Raw genomic sequence first — 17,688 nt, 5'->3', positions numbered from 1 at the left:
TGCGGATTTCAGGTTCCGTCATCCACGCATGGCGTGGATCTACCGCAGCGGGTCGTTGCCCTGGTAGGTGCCAACCTTGGTTGGCACTGAAGCATGTATCCACGCATGGCGTGGATCTACTGCAGCTGCAGGCCGCTCCGCAGCACTGGCAGCAGCCATTCGATGAACACCTGCACGCGTTGCGCACGATGCTGCCGATGCGGCTGCAGCAGGGTTACCGGCAACGATTGCGCCACATACTGCGGCATCACTTCCACCAGCGCGCCGGAGTGCAGTTCCGCCTGCACGTCGTAGCGCGGAATCTGCAGCAGGCCGAGCCCCGCCACGCAGCACGCGATCGAGGCCTCGGCGCTGTTTACCCGTACCCAGCCAGGCATCGGCAGCGTGCGCAGCTGGCCACCGTCCTGCCATTCCCACGGTTCCACCCGCGCCGTGGTCGGCGATGCGTAGTTCACCGCGCGGTGCTGCTGCAGGTCGGCAGGATGCTGCGGTACGCCGTGCTCGCGCAGGTAGGCCGGCGCGGCGACGTTGACGAAGTCGAGCTGTCCCAGCATGCGGGCCACCAGGCTGGAGTCACCCAGCTGGCCGACCCGCAGCACCGCATCACAGCCGTCTTCGATCAGGTTCACCGCGCGGTCGGTCATGCCCAGGTCCACTTCAACCTGCGGATGGCGCGCGAAGAAGTCGGGCAGGGCCGGGGCGAGGATGCGGCGGCCGATGCGGCTGGGCACATCGATCTTCAGCAGGCCGATCGGCTGCGCATCATCCTGGCGGAACAACGACTCGGCGTCTTCAACTTCGGCGATCAGGCGCAGGCAGCGGGCATGGAACACGTCGCCGTCGTGGGTGGTGGATACCCGCCGGGTCGAGCGCTGCAGCAGGCGGGTGCCGAGCCGCTGCTCCAGCTCGGCCACCGCCGCGGAAACGGTGGAGCGGGGCAGGCCGAGCTGATCGGCGGCGCGGGTGAAGCTGGCGCACTCAACCACCCGGGTGAAGATGCGGAAGCGATCGATCCGGTCCATTGTTCGCTTGCTCTGGAAAGTTAAGTCAATGTGGCGGGCTTTATCCGCATTTTCTGCACGATATCGTCGTCAGGGCAGGGTTGCCACCCCGGGCAGCCCCCTCCCGAGACCGAAGCCATGACCGACCATTCCCTCAAGGGCAAGACCGTGCTGATCGCCGGTGGCGCCAAGAACCTGGGCGGCCTGCTGGCCCGCGACTTCGCCGCACAGGGCGCAAGGGCCATCGTCATTCACTACAACAGCGCAGGTACCCAGGCCGACGCGGAGGCGACCGTTGCCGCGGTGCAGGCGGCTGGCAGCAAGGCAGTGGCCCTGCAGGGCGACCTGACGTCGGCGGCAGCGATGGAGCGCCTGTTCGCCGATGCCGTGGCCGCGGTCGGCCGTCCCGACATTGCCATCAACACGGTCGGCAAGGTACTGAAGAAGCCACTGCTGGACATCAGCGAAGCGGAGTACGACGAGATGAGCGCGGTCAACGCCAAGGCCGCGTTCTTCTTCCTCAAGGAGGCCGGACGTCACGTCAATGACGGCGGCCGCATCTGCACCCTGGTCACCTCACTGCTGGGTGCGTTCACGCCGTTCTATTCCAGCTATGCCGGCACCAAGGCACCGGTCGAGCACTTCACCCGTGCGGCGTCGAAGGAGTTCGGTGAGCGCGGCATCTCGGTGACCGCGATCGGCCCCGGCCCGATGGACACACCGTTCTTCTATCCGGCCGAGAGCGCCGACGCGCAGGCGTATCACAAGACCGCGGCGGCGCTGTCGGCGTTCACCCGCACTGGCCTGACCGACATCGCCGACATCGTGCCGTGGATCCGCTTCCTGGTCACCGATGGCTGGTGGATGACCGGCCAGACCATCCTGGTCAATGGGGGCTACACCACCAAGTAACGTTGCGCGGGCTCGACGCTGCAAAAGGCGCGCAGGCACAATAGCGGGCTGTTCCAGGGCCGGAGCGCCTGCCATGTTCATCCGCACGATCTGCGCTCTGGCGCTGCTGCTGCTGACTGCCTGCAGCGGGAGCGCCCGTGCGCAGACCGCAGACACAGATGCAGTGCTGTTCCAGAATGATCTGCGTGAGGTGCTTGAATGCAGCGCAGGCCCGGATCTGCAGCAGCGCGTCGTCAGCCGCCTGCGCGCGGCACGCTATACCGACGTCGCCGAACGCACTGCGGAACTGCGCGGCTGGCGTTTCGAGGAGAAGAGCGAGGATGACGATCAGCGGATGACCGTCATCATTCCGCCCCAGCCGATGACGGTCCATGGTATCGATGCATCGCAGATCATTGCCGACGCATTCGGTTTCTCGATTGCGCTCGACACCGTGCAGCGCGAGCGCGTCATCGCTGCCCATGGCCTGCGGCTGCAGTCGAGCACGTTGCGCGAGCCGTTCGCGCTCTGGTCTGCGCCCACAACCTCGGTCATCGTGCGCAGTGCGGGGGACGGCTATCGACAGGGGTGTGCACCCCAGGCAACGGGCAAGGACGCCGCGGCACGTCCGGCAATGGCTGTGCAGGACCTGGAGGAAGCCAGCGAGTGCCGCGCCGACGAGGCCACGATGCGCCGGCTGCAGGCGTTCTGGCAGGGCATCTCAGAGCGCCCGCAGTTCCAATGGCCACAGGAGGTCCGTTCGGTCACAGAGGTGAGCTACACCGTCGGTGATGAAGAGCTGCCCCTGCTGCTGATCGGGCTGCAGTCGCCTTTCCGCGTCCATGGCGTTGCCACGCATACGGTCGCGCTGGCATTTGGCGGCTTCTTCGGTGCCGATCTCGGCGATGCCGCGTTGAACCCTGTGCTGGCCAGGGCCGGCATGGACGCCTCGCACAGCATTGGCAAGGCGGCCTGGCAGCGCGCATTGCCGCCGGTCGCGTTCAAGGGGGGCGACTGGATCCCGCAGCACATTGTCATGCGTACCGACGAGGATCACGTCATCGCCGGTTGCGCCAGCGACTACGTGCGCAGCCGTCCGCGCTGAGCGGATCGCATCACCGGCACAGGGCCGGGTGCCGGGCGTGTCCCGGCACCCGCATGTATCACCCCAGCTTGGCCAGCACTGCGTCGGTGGCGGCCGCCGTGCTCACGGCGGAACCCCGGGCTGCCAGATCGGCAGTGAACACGCCATCGTCCAGCACGGCGTGCACGGCGGCTTCCACCGCCGCAGCCTCGGCTTCCAGGCCCAGCGAATGGCGCAGCAGCATCGCGGCGCTGAAGATCGTCGCGTACGGGTTGGCGATGCCCTTGCCGGCGATGTCCGGGGCCGAACCGTGGATGGGCTCGTAGATACCGACCGCACCGGGTTCGCCCAGCGAGGCCGAGGGCAGCAGGCCCAGTGAACCGGCCAGCATCGAGGCTTCGTCGGTGAGGATGTCGCCGAACATGTTCTCGGTGACGATCACGTCGTACTCGCGCGGCTTGGCCAGCAGGTGCATCGCCATCGAATCAACCAGCTGGTGCTCCAGCGCCACGTCCGGGAACTCCTCGCGGCCGATGCGCGCGGCCACGTCGCGCCACAGGCGCGAGGTTTCCAGCACGTTGGCCTTGTCCACCGAGGTGACCTTGCCGCGGCGTTGCTGGGCCAGGCGGAACGCACTGCGCAGTACGCGTTCGATTTCGGCCACGGTGTAGCGGCACAGGTCGCTGGCGCTGTCGGCGTCGCGGGTCTTGTCGCCGAAGTAGATGCCGCCGGTCAGCTCGCGTACCACCACGAAGTCCACGCCCTGCAGCAGCTCGGCCTTGATCGGCGAGGCGTGCAGTGCGGCTTCGTGGGTACGCACCGGGCGCAGGTTGGCATACAGGCCCAGCGCCTTGCGGATCGCCAGCAGGCCCTGTTCCGGGCGCACCTTGGCATTGGGGTCGGACCACTTCGGGCCGCCAACCGCGCCCAGCAGTACGGCGTTGGCGGCCTGGCAGGCGGTCAACGTGGAGGCGGGCAGCGGTTCGCCATGACGGTCGATGGCGACGCCACCAATGTCGTGCTCGCTGAAGGTGAAGGTGTGGTTGAAGCGTTCGGCGACGGCCTTCAGGACGGCCACTGCCGCGGCGGCCACTTCCGGGCCGATGCCATCACCGGGCAGGACAACAATTTCAGCGTGCATGCTCACTCTCGTAACGTTCGATTTCAGGGACACGGCCCAACAGATACCCCAACTGGTCGACACCTTCCAGCAGGCAGGTCTGCGAGAAGCCATCCAGCGGGAAGGAATAGACGCGGCCGTCAGGCGTGCGCAGCTCGCGCGCGGCGACGTCGATGGTCAGTTCATCGTCTGGCCGCTGCATCAGCGCCTGCACGTCGGCCTCGTCCAGCACGATCGGCAGCAGGCCGTTCTTCAGCGAGTTGCCGCGGAAGATATCGGCGATCTCGCTGCTGACGATGGCGCAAAGGCCCAGGTCGGTCAGCGCCCACGGGGCATGCTCGCGCGAAGAACCGCAGCCGAAATTGCGGCCGGCCAGCAGGATGCTGCGGCCAGCGTTGTGCGGCTGGTTGAAGGCGAAGTCGGCCACCGGCGAACCGTCAGCCTGCCAGCGCCAGTCGTTGAAGGCGTTGCGGCCCAGGCCGGCGCGCTCGGTGGTGGACAGGAACCGCGCCGGGATGATCTGGTCGGTGTCGATGTTGGTCTGCGCCAGCACCACGCTGGACGAGGTCAGGGTACGGAAACCGGTCATCACGCCACCTCCTGTGCGAACAGTTCGCGGGTATCGGCGACGTGCCCGTTCACCGCGGCCCAGGCGGCGCTCATCGGCGAAGCCAGCAGCGTGCGCGAACCGGGGCCCTGGCGGCCTTCGAAATTGCGGTTGCTGGTGCTCACGGCCAACTGGCCTGGAGCGACCAGATCGCCGTTCATGGCGATGCACATCGAGCAGCCCGGTTCGCGCCACTCGGCCCCGGCCGCGCGCACGATCTCATGGATGCCTTCGGCCTCGGCCTCGCGCTTGACGATCTCCGAGCCCGGCACCACCAGCATGCGCACCCGGTCGGCGACGCGCCGACCGCGCAGGACCTGTGCGACCTCGCGCATGTCGCTCAACCGGCCGTTGGTGCATGAGCCGACGAACACCACGTCCACGGGTGTACCGGCCAGCGCCTTGCCGGCCTGGAAATGCATGTAGTCCAGGCCCTTCTGTGCGGCGGCATCGTTGGCCGCCGGGATCGGCGCATCCACTGCGATCGCGGTGCCCGGATGGGTGCCCCAGGTCAGGGTCGGGCGGATGTCGGCGGCGTCGATGTGCACTTCGCTGTCGAAACGCGCGCCCTCATCGCTGCGCAGCTGCTGCCAGCGCGCCACGGCTGCGTCGAAATCGGCGCCCTTGGGGCCGCGCGGCGTAGCGGCGACGAAGTCGAAGGTGACCTGGTCCGGCGCCACCATGCCGGCACGCGCACCCGCTTCGATCGACATGTTGCACAGGGTCATGCGCTGTTCCATATCCATGGCTTCGATGGTGCTGCCACGGAACTCGATCACGTGGCCGGTGCCACCGTTGACGCCGATCACGCCGATGATGTGCAGGACCACGTCCTTGGCGCCGACGCCGGGTGCCAGCGGCCCATCAACAGTGATCGCCAGCGTCTTCGCCTTGCGCTGCAGCAGGCACTGCGTGGCCAGCACGTGGCCGACTTCGCTGGTGCCGATGCCGAACGCCAGCGAACCAAAGGCCCCGTGGGTGGAGGTGTGGCTGTCGCCGCAGACGATGGTCATGCCCGGCTGGGTGAAGCCTTGTTCCGGTGCGATCACGTGGACGATGCCGCGGTTGTCCGAGTCCATGTCGAACAGTTCGATGCCGTGCTCGGCACAGTTGCGTGCCAGCGTGGCGACCTGCGCTTCAGAGGCTGCGCTGGCGTAGGGCAGCGTGCCGTCGGCAGCGGCCGGCAGGGTCGGCGTGGAGTGGTCCATCGTCGCCTTGGTGCGATCCGGGCGGCGCGGCGACAGGCCGCGCTCACGCAGTTCGGTGAACGCCTGCGGCGAGGTCACCTCGTGGATCAGGTGCAGGTCGATGTACAGCACGGCGGGCGCGCTTTCGGATTCGGGGACCACCACGTGGGCGTCCCACAGTTTGTCGTACAGGGTGCGGGGTGCGGAAGTCATGCGTATGCCTGGCAGAAGTACGAAGTAGCGAACATCAGAAAAGAAGGCGGAACGGTCAAGTCAGCGACGACGTGCGAGCACGCGCAGGCGCACGTAGTCGGCCAGCGGCTGGCCGGCGGCATTGCGCGGCAGCTCGGCCAGCAGGGCAGTGGCGGCCTCGCGCACAGTGGCGCGTGCCTCCGCGGGCAGGTCGTCCAGCAGCGGTGCGGCGAATACCCGCAGCCAGCCCGCCACGCCGGTCGGCAGCGCGGTCGGGCGCGGCGTGCACTCGATCAGTTGTACCTGGAAGCCATGCTGGCGCAGGCGGTCGGCATAGGCATCGGCTGTCGGGAAGTACCACTGGAAGGCGCTGGCGGCGTGGCCGTGGGCCACGCGCGCGGCCTGCACCGCCGCGATGATCGTGGCCACGTTGCCATGGCCGCCGAACTCGGCGACGAGGCGGCCGCCGGGGCGCAGCGCGCGGCGGACGCCTTCCAGCACGCGGTCCGGGGTGCCCATCCAGTGCAGCGCGGCATTGCTGAATACCGCATCGAACTCGGCGTTGAAGGTCAGCGCGTGGCCATCCATCACCTGCGCGTCGACGCCGCGCGCGCGGGCGGCATTGATCAGTTCCGGCGAGGCATCCACGCCGTGGATGCGCGCGCCGCTCAGCGCCAGTTCGGTGCTGAGCACGCCATCGCCACAGCCCAGGTCGAGGATGCGTTCGCCGGCGCGCGGGTCGAGCAGGCGCGATACCGCGCCGCCGAGCACCGGCACGAAGCCGGCGTCGATCGCATAGTCCTGGGCGTTCCACTGCTGGCCAGCGGCGCTGGCCGGGGTGATGGTGTCGAAGGCGCTCATGGTGGGTTCCTCAGGCGGTGGCAGGGGCGGGAACGTCGGTGCTGCTATGGGCGGAGGCCTGGCGTTGGCGCAGCAGGCGGTTGGCAACATCCAGCCAGGCCAGCGCGGAGGCTTCGATGATGTCCTTGCTGGTGCCGGTGCCGTCGTACTCCACGCCTTCGTGGCGCACGCTCAGGTTGGCTTCGCCGCGCGCATCGGCGCCGATGCCGACGCTGTGCACGTGGTAGCTGTCCAGCATCAGCTGCACGCCGGTGGCGGCCGACAGCGCACCGAACAGCGCATCGACCGGGCCGTCGCCCTGCGCGGTCTCGGCCACGCGGTTGCCATCCGGGTCTGACAGTTCCACCAGCGCGTTGGCGCGGCTGCCGACGTCGCTGATGGTCATCGAGGCCAGGCGGTAGCCCTGCGCGTTGGAGCCGCCCTGCATCAGCGTCTGCAGGTCGGCATCGGTGACCACGCGCTGCTGTTCGCACAGGCCCTTGAACTGCTCGAACACCAGCTTCAGCTCGTCTTCGTCCAGCCAGAAGCCCAGCGCACGCAGGCGCGCTTCGACGGCCGCGCGGCCACTGTGGCGGCCCAGCACCATCTGCGAATCCTCCCAGCCCACGTCTTCCGGGCGCATGATTTCGTAGGTGCCACGGTGGCGCAGCATGCCGTGCTGGTGGATGCCCGACTCGTGGGCGAAGGCGTTGGCGCCGACGATGGCCTTGTTGCGCTGCACCGGCATGCCGACCAGGCGCTGCAGCAGCTGCGAGGTGCCGACGATGCGCGGGGTGTTGATCGAACTGTCCTGCTCGTAGAAGGCCTGGCGCACCTTCAGTACCATCGCGATCTCTTCCAGCGAGCAGTTGCCGGCGCGCTCGCCGATGCCGTTGACGGTGCACTCGACCTGGCGCGCGCCGCCTTCGATGGCGGCCAGCGAGTTGGCCACGGCCAGGCCAAGGTCGTTGTGGCAGTGCGCGCTGAAGATCACGTTGGCCGCGTTCGGTACATCGGCGACGCCGGCGATGACCTGCTGGAACATCGCGCGGATCTCTTCCGGCGTGGTGAAGCCGACGGTGTCGGGCAGGTTGATGGTGGTGGCACCGGCGGCAATGGCCACGCGCGAGACTTCGATCAGGTAGTCCAGTTCGGTGCGGGTGGCATCCTCGGCCGAGAATTCGACATCGTCGATGTACGAGCGTGCCAGCGATACATGCTTGCGTACCGACTCCAGCACCTGCTCGCGGGTCATCCGCAGCTTGTGCTCGCGGTGCAGCGGGCTGGTTGACAGGAACACGTGCAGGCGCGGGTTGGCCGCCGCTTCCAGAGCACGTGCCGAGGTTTCGATGTCCGCCTGCAGGCAGCGCGACAGCACCGCCAGGGTCAGGCTCGGGCGGCGCAGTTCGCGGCCGATCAGCGCCATCGCTTCGCGGTCGGACTGCGAGCTGGCCGGGAAGCCGGTCTCGATGATGTCCACGCCCAGTTCGTCCAGCGCACGCGCCATCACCAGCTTCTGCGGCGGGCTCATGCTGCAGCCGGGGGACTGCTCGCCGTCACGCAGGGTGGTGTCGAAGATGCGGATGCGCGGGGTGGTAATTCGTTCGATGGTGGTCACAGGGAAATCTCCTCGACAGCGGGTGCGACGGCTTGCAGGGGCGAAGGGGAAGAGGTGGGGGAGGCGAGAGCGCTGGCCTTGCCGGGCGAACGCGGGGTTTCGCTGCGCCGTCGCCGAGGCTTGCGTGGCGGGCGCGGACGGATGTCGGTGAGCAGGCCGGCCAGGACGCCGGCATCGATGTTCCCGCCGGATACCACCGCGCACTTGCGGCGGCCGGCCACGCGGCGACCGGCGGCCAGCGCCAGCGCACCGGCGCCCTCGGCGATGATGTGTTCCTCCAGCGCCAGCCGTACCAGGGTTTCGCGCAGCTCGGCTTCGCGCACGATCACTACGTCGTCCAGCAGCGAGGTGCACAGGCGGCGGGTCAGGAAGCCGGGAATCTTCACCCGCACGCCGTCGGCCAGCGAGGCGACGGGGGCGATCTCGCGCACGTCGCCGCGGATCGCACGTGCCATCGAATCGACGCCTTCCACCTGCGCGCCAATCACGCGCACGCCCTGCGATTTCAGCGCCAGTGCAACGCCGGAGGCCAGGCCACCGCCGCCGATCGGCACGATCACCACGTCTGGTGCATGCGCGGCCAGCTCGATGCCGACCGTGCCCTGGCCGGCGATCACGTCGGCGTCGTCGAACGCGGACAGGAAGCGATAACCGTGGCGTTGTGCCAGTTCGACGGCGAAGGCGTAGGCCTCGTCATAGCTGGTGCCGTGCTGGCGCACGGTGGCGCCCCAGTGGGCGACGCCGGCGATCTTGGTGGCGGGTGCACCATGCGGCATCACGGTGATGGCCGGCACGTCCAGGCGATAGGCCGCCCACGCAACGCCCTGGGCGTGGTTGCCGGCCGAAGCGCAGATCACCGGGCGGGTGTCTCCGCGCTCGCGTCCGGCCAGCAGCGCGTTCAACGCGCCGCGCACCTTGTAGGAGCCGGTGCGCTGCAGGTTTTCCAGCTTCAGCCAGGTGCCGAAGCGCTCGGCGTGGTGCAGCGGGGTGGGCGGCAGGAAGCGGCGCAGGCGGGCCTGCGCTGCCAGAACGTCGGCAACGCTTACGTCGCCGACATCGCTTTCCTGGCTGGCATCAGCGGCCGGCATAGGCCACCAGCGGGGTGCAGGCGACCGCCGCATGCGGGCACGGGCGACGAAGAAGACGCCTCCGTACCGGCACCGTGGTCGCTACGGTACGGGTGTTCATACGGATGCTCCTTCCACGGCGGTGACCTGCACGGACACGCAGTCGTAGATCTTCTCGATCTGCCGGCACAGCGTTTCCGCGGGGCGCTGGCCATCCACCACCAGCTGCAGGTGCCAGCGGCCATCGTCGGCGGCCACCGGCGCACCGCTGATCGCGCGCGGCGCGAAGCCGCGGCGTTCGGCCATGCCGATCACGCGCAGCAGCGCGCCTTCGGCCGGGTGCAGCACCAGGTCAAGCCGGTATTGCATTGGGGGTCTCCTGGCGGGCATGGGCGGGGTTGCTTTCCAGCATCGTGCTGTTGGCGGTGTTCGGCGGCACCAGCGGCCACACGTTGGCGCGTGCATCGATGGCCACGTGCAACAGTGCCGGGCCCGGTTCGGCCAGCAGCGCGGCCAGGCCGCCTTCCACGTCGTCGCGGTTGTCGATGCGGGTGGCGGCGATGCCGAACACCTGCGCCAGTGCCACGAAGTCCGGGTTGTCGGACAGGTCGATCTCGCTGTAACGCTCGGCGAAGAACAGTTCCTGCCACTGCCGCACCATGCCCAGCGAACTGTTGTCCAGCAGCACGATTTTCACCGGCAGGCGGCAGCGGGCAATGGTCGCCAGCTCCTGCACGTTCATCATGAAGCTGCCGTCGCCGGACACCAGCACCACGGTGCGCTCCGGGCAGGCGAACTGCGCACCCATCGCCGCAGGCAGGCCGAAGCCCATGGTGCCCAGCGCGCCACTGGTCAGATGATTGCGCGGGTGGTTGAAGCGGCAGTGCTGTGCCACCCACATCTGGTGCTGGCCGACATCGCAGGCGATCACCGCATCGGCCGGGGCCAGCTCGCTCAGGCGCTTCAGCAACGCCGGTGCGTAGATGTGCTGGCCTGGTGCGTCGTAGCGGGCGGCGAAGCGATCGCGGTGCTGCGCGCAACGCCTGCGCCATGCGTCCTGGTGGGCCTTGGGGGAGGGGAAGGCCGCACGCAGGGCGCGGATGGCGTGACCGACGTTGCCGGGCACGGCGACATCGGCACTGCGCAGCTTGGAGATCTCATACGCGTCCGCATCGATGTGGACGACGCGGGCGAACGGTGCGAACTCCGCCAGCTTCCCGGTGGCACGGTCGTCGAAGCGTGCGCCCAGCACCAGCAGCAGGTCGCTTTCCTGCACCGCCATGTTGGCTGCGCGGGTGCCGTGCATGCCCAGCATGCCCAGCGACTGCGGATGACTGGCCGGCAGTGCACCCAGGCCGCGCAGGGTCATCACGGTGGGGATGGCACTGGCCTCGACGAAGTCGCGCAGGTCCTGAACCGCATCACCCAGCGCGATGCCACCACCGGCGTAGACCACCGGCTTTTCGGCGGCCGCCAGTGCGGCGATGGCTTCGACGATGGCCGCTTCGGCCGGCGCCGGCGGCGGCTCGACGCTGCTCGGCACGTGCGCCGGCAGATGACTGGCATCGGCCAGCTGCACGTCCTTGGGCAGGTCGATCAGCACCGGGCCTGGCCGGCCCTCGCGGGCGATGCGGAACGCATCGGCGACCACACGCGGCAGGTCGTCGACACTGCGCACCAGCCAGCTGTGCTTGACGATCGGCATCGTCAGGCCGAACACATCCAGTTCCTGGAAGGCGTCGGTGCCCAGCAGCGGCGTGGCGACCTGGCCGGTGATGCAGACCATCGGCACCGAATCCAGCATCGCGTCGGCGATGCCGGTGACCAGGTTCGAGGCGCCCGGGCCGGACGTGGCCACGCAGACGCCCACCTGGTTGCTGGCGCGGGCGAAACCATTGGCGGCCAGCGCGGCGCCCTGCTCATGGCGCACCAGGACGTGCTTCAGCGACGAATCCACCAGCGCGTCGTAGAACGGCATGATGGTGCCGCCGGGATAGCCGAACAGCGCGTGGACGCCTTCGGCTTCCAGCGCCTGGGTCAGCCAGCGCGCGCCGTTGGGCGGCGCGCTGCGGTGTGTGGAAGAGTTCATGGGGGAACCTTGCAAAGCGGGTGGGGGAGGCCGCGTGGTTACGCGGCCTGTCCTTGCAACCAGACCATCTTGGCGCGCAGTTCCTTGCCCACCTTTTCGATCGGGTGCTCCAGGTCGGCCTGCTTGAACTTGTTGTAGTTCGGCAGGCCCGCTTCGTACTCGGCCACCCAGTTCTTGGTGAAGGTGCCGTCCTGGATGTCCTTCAGGACCTCCTTCATGCGTGCCTTGGTGCCAGCGTCGATCACGCGCGGGCCGCTGACGTAGTCGCCGTACTGCGCGGTCTCGGAGATGAACTCCAGCATGCGCGAGATACCGCCTTCATAGAACAGGTCGACGATCAGCTTCAGCTCGTGCAGTACTTCGTAATAGGCGATCTCCGGCTGGTAGCCGGCTTCGACCAGGGTTTCGAAACCGGCCTGCACCAGTGCCGAGGCACCGCCGCACAGCACCGCCTGCTCGCCGAACAGATCGGTCTCTGTCTCTTCCTTGAAGGTGGTCTGGATCAGGTTGGCGCGGGCGCCACCGAGTCCGGCCGCATAGGCCAGGGCGTAGTCGGCAGCCTTGCCGCTCTTGTCCTGGTACACGGCCCAGATGCATGGCACGCCACGGCCGATCTCGTACTCGCGGCGCACCAGCGCACCCGGGCCCTTGGGCGCGACCAGCACCACGTCCAGGTCCTCGCGCGGCTTGATCATGTCGAAGTGCACGTTCAGCCCGTGGGCGAACAACAGCACCGCACCCTGTTTCATGTTCGCGGCCAACACATCGTCGTAGAGCTTCTTCTGCACCATGTCCGGCGTCAGCACGGCGACCAGGTCGGCATCCTTCACCGCATCGGCCGGTGCCTTCACGGTGAAGCCATCGGCCTGCGCCTTGACCTCGGTCGGGCCGCCCGGACGCAGGCCTACCACCACATCGAAGCCGGATTCGCGCAGGTTCAGTGCGTGGGCGCGGCCCTGGCTGCCGTAGCCGATGACGGCGATCTTGGTCTGGGGCAGGTCGTTGGTGCTCATGGGGGAGGTTCCTTGCGGTGGGAAGAAAAAAGAACGGCCGGTCGTCGAGGTGACGTGCCGGCCGGTCAGGGGAAAGCGGTGGAGGAGGCGCCATGCGTCGCACAGGCACAGCCACCACGAGGTGTCGTGGTGGTGCTGGTCCAGGTTTTGAAGTTGGCGTTGTTCATGGTGGTTGCGTCTGAAACCAGGTCCTGAAATGAAAAAACCCGCACCGGGGCGGGTGCGGGTTTTGATGAGTTCCGGTGTATTTGTTGCTTACACGCTGGCTCGTCCCGCACCTGTTGGTTGGGTAATAAGTACGAGCACAAGAATCGAACGCAGCGAGGCGGCGCCGATATCGGCGGCTTCGATGTGGGTTCGCGGTGGCGTGTTGTGATGCAACATGTGATCGAGAGAAACACAGCCGTTTCGGCGATGTCAACCCTCGCGACGGAATTCTTGTCGGTTTCCGTTGCATCCAGCGGAATTGCTTGTGGCGCAAGGATGGTTGCCGCTGAAAGTGTTTCGGTGAACCCGAATTCACTCTTTTCAACGCGGTTTTTGCGCGGAATCCGGCGGGTTTTCGCCTTGGCGGGTGCGGACCTTCCGCACCCACCCCAGGATCAACGTCCATGACCTCTGCCCGATACCGCGTGAAGGCCGCAGCGGCGAAGATCGGGGAACCACCCTTCCATCGGAACCCGACCGTGTCCCGACGCCTTGCCCGTTCCCTGCTTGCCGCCGCCGTGCTGGCCACCGTGCCCGCGCTGTCCCTTGCCGCAGACCGCATCACCGGCCACACCTTCGCCACCCGTTCGGAGGTGATCGCCCCACACGCGATGGCCGCCACCTCGCAGCCGCTGGCCACCCAGATCGCGCTGGACGTGATGAAGGGCGGCGGATCGGCGGTGGACGCGGCGATCGCCGCCAATGCCGCGCTTGGCCTGATGGAGCCCACCGGCAACGGCATCGGCGGCGACCTGTTCGCCATCGTCTGGGATCCGAAGACGCAGAAGCTCTATGGCTACAACGGCTCGGGCCGCTCGCCGAAGTCGCTCACCCTGGCCGAGTTCCAGCGCCGTGGGCTGAAGGACATCCCGGCCACCGGCCCGCTGCCGGTCTCGGTGCCCGGCGCGGTCGACGGCTGGTTCGCGCTGCACGACCGCTTCGGCCGCAAGCCGATGGCCGACAACCTGGCGCCGGCCATCCGCTACGCCCGCGAGGGCCATCCGGTGGCCGAAGTGATCGCCTACTACTGGGACCGCTCGGTACCCAAGCTGTCGCAGTACCCGGGCTTCAAGGAGCAGTTCACGATCAACGGCCACGCCCCGCGCAAGGGCGAGATGTGGAAGAACCCGAACCTGGCCAGCACGCTGCAGAAGATCGCCGACGGCGGCCGCGATGCCTTCTACAAGGGCGATATCGCCCGCACCATCGGCGACTACTTCAAGGCCAATGGTGGCTACCTGAGCTACCAGGACATGGCCGACCACCACGGTGAATGGGTCGAGCCGGTCAGCAGCAACTACCGTGGCTACGACGTGTGGGAACTGCCGCCGAACAGCCAGGGCATTGCCGCGCTGCAGATCCTCAACGTGCTGGAAGGCTACGATTTCTCGAAGATCCCGTTCGGCTCACCGGAACACGTGCACCTGTTCGTCGAAGCGAAGAAGCTGGCCTTCGCCGACCGTGCGCGCTTCTATGCCGACATGGCGTTCCAGCCGGCGCCGGTGCAGAAGCTGATCTCCAAGGAGTACGCCGCGCAGCGCCGCGCACTGATCTCGATGGACAAGGCGCTGAAGGAAGTGCAGCCGGGCACGCCGAAGCAGCTGGAGGAGGGCGACACCATCTACATGACCGTGGCCGACGCCGACGGCATGATGGTGTCGCTGATCCAGTCCAATTACCGCGGCATGGGCAGCGGCATGGCGCCGCCGGGGCTGGGCTTCATCCTGCAGGATCGTGGCGAGATGTTCGTGCTGCAGAAGAACCATCCCAACGGCTACGCACCGGGCAAGCGCCCGTTCCAGACCATCATTCCGGCCTTCATCACCAAGGACGGCAAGCCGTATGCCAGCTTCGGCGTGATGGGCGGCGCGATGCAGCCGCAGGGCCACGCGCAGATCGTGATGAACCTGGTGGACTTCGGCATGAACCTGCAGGAGGCCGGTGATGCGCCGCGCATCCAGCATGAAGGCTCGACCGAACCGACCGGGCAGGCCACGGCGATGACCGACGGTGGTGAAGTGAATCTGGAAACCGGCTTCCCGTATGAAACGGTGCGTGCGTTGATGCGCAAGGGACATCGCATCGTGTTCGCCGATGGTCCGTATGGCGGATACCAGGCGATCATGCGCGATCCCGAGACAGGGGTGTATTACGGTGCGTCGGAGAGCCGCAAGGATGGGCAGGCCGCGGGGTACTGAGGTTTCCCGGCCACCGGGCCGAGCCCCCTCGCGGCTGATCGCCAGAGCGGGTTCATGCGCTGGGGCGTGCGGGTGGGAGTGTCGGGGGACGCCGTGAATACGTCCTTGTAGGCTTAGCCGCGCCATCCATGGCGCGGATACCCCCGCCACCCCCACCCGCACGCCCCCCGAAAATTTCCATGCGCGTCAGCCACGGAAGAGAAAGAAGAAGATCAAAAGCAAAGGCAACAGCAACAGCCGCGTGCTGTGGATTGGGGTCGGATCCGTTTTCCAGAGGAAAACGGATCCGACCCCCCCCTTCTTGTTTTCCGATACACCTCATCCACGCATGGCGTGGGAAACCCACCGTCACACGGAAACTGTCGGGGGTGGGGTGGTGTGGGTTGGCAGGACCGTTGGCGCCATGGATGGCGCCATCGAGCCCCCATGGGTGAGGGCGCTTTGATTGCGAAGCACTGCTTCGCAAGCGCCCGAACGCACAGCCGCCAGCGGCTGGGCCGGTCTGGGGGTTTACGGCGTGTCCTGCCAGCCCACACCGCCCCGTCCAACCAGCAGAAACCCAGAGCCGCTTTGGCTCCTGCACTTGCACTTGCACTTGCCTGAAAGAAGCGGTGCAGCCGCAGGCTGCAAAACCCCCTCAATCCTGATCGTGCGCGCGTGCTGCCTCCGCCTGGGTCTCCTCCTGCGCCGCCATCTCGCGTGCAATCCACGCATCGATCATGTGCCGCTGGCGCTGCGCCTGCCGTCGCTCGCGCGTGTACTCCTGGTCCAGCACCCGATACAGCGACACCATCACCAGCACCATCAACAGCGCAAACGGCAACGCCGCAATCGTGATCATGCCCTGCAGGGCATCCAGTCCGCCGGCCAGCAGCAATGCACCGGCAATCAGCGCCACGCCCACGCCCCAGGCCAGCTTGCGTTTGGGCGGTGGGTCACCCGCTTCATCGGTGGACATGCTGGCGAGCACCAGTACCGCCGAATCGGCCGACGTCACGAAGAAGATCATCAGCAGTACCAGCGCGATGCACGACAGCAGCAACGGCAGCGGCATGCTGTCGAACATCGTGAACAGCACCGTCTCATAGCCATTGCCCAGTGCCTGCACCAGATCGGCCTGGCCGAAGATCTGCATCCAGATCGCGGTACCGCCAAACACCGAGAACCAGAAGAAGCCCAGCAGCGTCGGTGCCAGCACCACGCCGATCACGAACTCGCGCACACTGCGCCCGCGCGAGATACGCGCGATGAATGAACCCACGAACGGCGCCCAGGAAATCCACCAGGCCCAGTAGAAGATCGTCCAGTCGGCCACCCAGGTGCTGGATGAGAACGGTGACATGCGCAGGCTCATCGTCACCAGCTGGTTGAGGTAGGAACCCAGCGTGGTGGTGAACGTGTTGAAGATCGCGCCGGTCGGGCCGAGCACCAGTACCAGCAGCAACAGTACAGCCGCCAATGCCAGGTTGAAGTTGGACAGCCATTTGACGCCACGGTCGACGCCGCTGAGCGTGGATGCCATGTACAGCACGAACGCCACCGCGATGATCACCAGTTGCAGCGGAGCGCCCGCGTGCAGGCCGAATACGCGCTCCAGGCCGGCGGCGATCTGGATGGTGCCGAAGCCCAGCGTGGTAGCAACACCAATCGCAGTGGCGACGACGGCAGCGATGTTGACCACGCGGCCGATCCAGCCGCGGTGGTGGCGCCCGATGATCGGCTGCAGCATGTCACTGACCAGCCCACGGCCGTTGCGGTTGAACTGGAACCAGGCCATTGCCAGGCCGATCAACGCATAGATGGCCCACGGGTGCAGGCCCCAGTGGAAGAACGCGTAGCGCATCGATGCGCGCGCAGCGTCCATGCTCTCCGATGCGAGACCTTCCGGCGGCTTGCTGAAGTGCGAGATGGGTTCGGCGGCGCCCCAGAACACCAGGCCGATGCCCATGCCGGCGGCGAACAGCATCGACATCCAGCTGGCGCGCGAGAACTCCGGTTCGGCGTCTTCACCGCCGATGCGTAAGTTGCCGAAGCGGCCGAACGCCAGGTACATCAGGAATACCAGGGCCAGGAACACGACCAGCAGGTACAGCCAGCCGATGCCGCGGATGAGTTCACCGAGGATGCTCTGCACCACGGCGTTGAAGGGGCCGGGGGCGATGCCGGCAAGCAGCACCAGCAGCAGGACCAGTGCGATGGAAACGCGAAACACCATGAAGGAGCTTCTCCGATCAAGGGATTGAGGGGAGCGAGCAGAGCTTGCAGCGAGGGGCCGGCGGCATGCAGCACGGTCCGGGCAGGGGCCGCAGGAGCGGCGGGGAAAGCATCGATCGCAGCGACACGATGCGCGTGCACGTTACTGAACGCGACGTCATGGTTCTGTTAACACAGAAACAGTGGATCCACGCCGTGCGTGGATGGAACCACCACGAGCTGCAGTGCTTTCTATGCTCTAATGCACACCAAGAAGCGGGGGTACCGCGGCCCTATGGCCACGGTTGAGACAGTCCCTTGGAACCTGATCCGGCTCATACCGGCGTAGGGAAGCTTTGCAATGCAGCCGTGCCCGGACTC

Annotated in this window: 14 protein-coding genes and 1 riboswitch; of the genes, 3 read left to right on the top strand and 11 right to left on the bottom strand. The window is 67.1% G+C overall.

Features of this window, described 5'->3' with window-relative positions:
• Positions 1-116: 116 nt before the first annotated feature.
• Positions 117-1,022, bottom strand: coding sequence for a LysR family transcriptional regulator (locus EGM71_RS17075; protein ID WP_188485897.1), 906 nt, complete (start codon positions 1,020-1,022; stop codon positions 117-119).
• A 117-nt stretch (positions 1,023-1,139) separates the two neighbouring features.
• Between EGM71_RS17075 and EGM71_RS17070 the strand changes: the two genes are divergently transcribed.
• Together EGM71_RS17070 and EGM71_RS17065 are read left to right on the top strand one after the other, a co-directional pair.
• Positions 1,140-1,913, top strand: coding sequence for an SDR family oxidoreductase (locus EGM71_RS17070; RefSeq protein WP_188485895.1), 774 nt, complete (start codon positions 1,140-1,142; stop codon positions 1,911-1,913).
• A gap of 73 nt (positions 1,914-1,986) precedes the next feature.
• Positions 1,987-2,997 carry a hypothetical protein gene (locus tag EGM71_RS17065; protein WP_188485893.1) on the top strand — a complete coding sequence of 337 codons (1,011 nt, stop codon included), beginning with the start codon at positions 1,987-1,989 and terminating at the stop codon, positions 2,995-2,997.
• Between the two features lie 58 nt (positions 2,998-3,055).
• Here the strand turns inward: EGM71_RS17065 and leuB are convergent, their stop codons facing one another.
• From leuB to ilvC, 9 genes are all read right to left on the bottom strand, one after another.
• Complete coding sequence (leuB, locus tag EGM71_RS17060; RefSeq protein WP_188485891.1) at positions 3,056-4,117, bottom strand: 3-isopropylmalate dehydrogenase; 1,062 nt, start codon at positions 4,115-4,117, stop codon at positions 3,056-3,058.
• Entirely contained in the window at positions 4,107-4,685 is a 579-nt protein-coding gene (gene leuD / locus EGM71_RS17055; RefSeq protein WP_188485889.1) for a 3-isopropylmalate dehydratase small subunit, read from the bottom strand. The genes leuB and leuD overlap by 11 nt, the downstream gene beginning before the upstream one ends.
• Positions 4,685-6,103, bottom strand: coding sequence for a 3-isopropylmalate dehydratase large subunit (gene leuC, locus EGM71_RS17050; RefSeq protein ID WP_188485887.1), 1,419 nt, complete (start codon positions 6,101-6,103; stop codon positions 4,685-4,687). The genes leuD and leuC overlap by 1 nt, the downstream gene beginning before the upstream one ends.
• Positions 6,104-6,163: 60 nt before the next feature.
• Positions 6,164-6,943, bottom strand: coding sequence for a class I SAM-dependent methyltransferase (locus tag EGM71_RS17045; protein WP_188485885.1), 780 nt, complete (start codon positions 6,941-6,943; stop codon positions 6,164-6,166).
• 10 nt (positions 6,944-6,953) lie between these two features.
• Positions 6,954-8,540 carry a 2-isopropylmalate synthase gene (locus tag EGM71_RS17040; RefSeq protein ID WP_188485883.1) on the bottom strand — a complete coding sequence of 529 codons (1,587 nt, stop codon included), beginning with the start codon at positions 8,538-8,540 and terminating at the stop codon, positions 6,954-6,956.
• Positions 8,537-9,628 (bottom strand): threonine dehydratase, encoded by a 1,092-nt coding sequence (locus EGM71_RS17035; RefSeq protein WP_188485880.1) that lies wholly within the window; start codon positions 9,626-9,628, stop codon positions 8,537-8,539. The genes EGM71_RS17040 and EGM71_RS17035 overlap by 4 nt, the downstream gene beginning before the upstream one ends.
• 96 nt (positions 9,629-9,724) lie before the next feature.
• Entirely contained in the window at positions 9,725-9,976 is a 252-nt protein-coding gene (locus EGM71_RS17030) for an ACT domain-containing protein (protein WP_014038403.1), read from the bottom strand.
• Positions 9,960-11,696 (bottom strand): acetolactate synthase 2 catalytic subunit, encoded by a 1,737-nt coding sequence (ilvG, locus tag EGM71_RS17025; protein WP_188485878.1) that lies wholly within the window; start codon positions 11,694-11,696, stop codon positions 9,960-9,962. The genes EGM71_RS17030 and ilvG overlap by 17 nt, the downstream gene beginning before the upstream one ends.
• A 38-nt stretch (positions 11,697-11,734) precedes the next feature.
• On the bottom strand, positions 11,735-12,709 hold the full coding sequence (ilvC, locus tag EGM71_RS17020; RefSeq protein WP_188485876.1) for a ketol-acid reductoisomerase: 975 nt from the start codon (positions 12,707-12,709) through the stop codon (positions 11,735-11,737).
• A gap of 611 nt (positions 12,710-13,320) precedes the next feature.
• Here ilvC and ggt point away from each other — a divergent pair.
• Positions 13,321-15,114: a gamma-glutamyltransferase gene (gene ggt, locus EGM71_RS17015; protein WP_223224489.1), complete on the top strand. Its 1,794-nt coding sequence runs from the start codon at positions 13,321-13,323 to the stop codon at positions 15,112-15,114.
• Positions 15,115-15,751: 637 nt separating this feature from the next.
• Here the strand turns inward: ggt and EGM71_RS17010 are convergent.
• Complete coding sequence (locus EGM71_RS17010; RefSeq protein ID WP_188485874.1) at positions 15,752-17,329, bottom strand: BCCT family transporter; 1,578 nt, start codon at positions 17,327-17,329, stop codon at positions 15,752-15,754.
• Between the two features lie 246 nt (positions 17,330-17,575).
• Positions 17,576-17,677: riboswitch (TPP riboswitch) on the top strand.
• The last annotated feature ends 11 nt before the right edge of the window (positions 17,678-17,688 follow it).

The organism is Stenotrophomonas maltophilia, assembly GCF_006970445.1.
In the GTDB taxonomy this organism is placed as follows: domain Bacteria; phylum Pseudomonadota; class Gammaproteobacteria; order Xanthomonadales; family Xanthomonadaceae; genus Stenotrophomonas; species Stenotrophomonas maltophilia_AU.
The sequence above is the reverse complement of the archived record's forward strand: the minus strand, read 5'-3'. Positions and strand labels throughout refer to the sequence as shown.

Coding starts and splice junctions, on each gene's coding strand:
- EGM71_RS17075 (WP_188485897.1), bottom strand. CDS start 1,022: ATGGACCGGATCGATCGCTTCCGCATCTTCACCCGGGTGGTTGAGTGC.
- EGM71_RS17070 (WP_188485895.1), top strand. CDS start 1,140: ATGACCGACCATTCCCTCAAGGGCAAGACCGTGCTGATCGCCGGTGGC.
- EGM71_RS17065 (WP_188485893.1), top strand. CDS start 1,987: ATGTTCATCCGCACGATCTGCGCTCTGGCGCTGCTGCTGCTGACTGCC.
- leuB (WP_188485891.1), bottom strand. CDS start 4,117: ATGCACGCTGAAATTGTTGTCCTGCCCGGTGATGGCATCGGCCCGGAA.
- leuD (WP_188485889.1), bottom strand. CDS start 4,685: ATGACCGGTTTCCGTACCCTGACCTCGTCCAGCGTGGTGCTGGCGCAG.
- leuC (WP_188485887.1), bottom strand. CDS start 6,103: ATGACTTCCGCACCCCGCACCCTGTACGACAAACTGTGGGACGCCCAC.
- EGM71_RS17045 (WP_188485885.1), bottom strand. CDS start 6,943: ATGAGCGCCTTCGACACCATCACCCCGGCCAGCGCCGCTGGCCAGCAG.
- EGM71_RS17035 (WP_188485880.1), bottom strand. CDS start 9,628: ATGCCGGCCGCTGATGCCAGCCAGGAAAGCGATGTCGGCGACGTAAGC.
- EGM71_RS17030 (WP_014038403.1), bottom strand. CDS start 9,976: ATGCAATACCGGCTTGACCTGGTGCTGCACCCGGCCGAAGGCGCGCTG.
- ilvG (WP_188485878.1), bottom strand. CDS start 11,696: ATGAACTCTTCCACACACCGCAGCGCGCCGCCCAACGGCGCGCGCTGG.
- ilvC (WP_188485876.1), bottom strand. CDS start 12,709: ATGAGCACCAACGACCTGCCCCAGACCAAGATCGCCGTCATCGGCTAC.
- ggt (WP_223224489.1), top strand. CDS start 13,321: ATGACCTCTGCCCGATACCGCGTGAAGGCCGCAGCGGCGAAGATCGGG.
- EGM71_RS17010 (WP_188485874.1), bottom strand. CDS start 17,329: ATGGTGTTTCGCGTTTCCATCGCACTGGTCCTGCTGCTGGTGCTGCTT.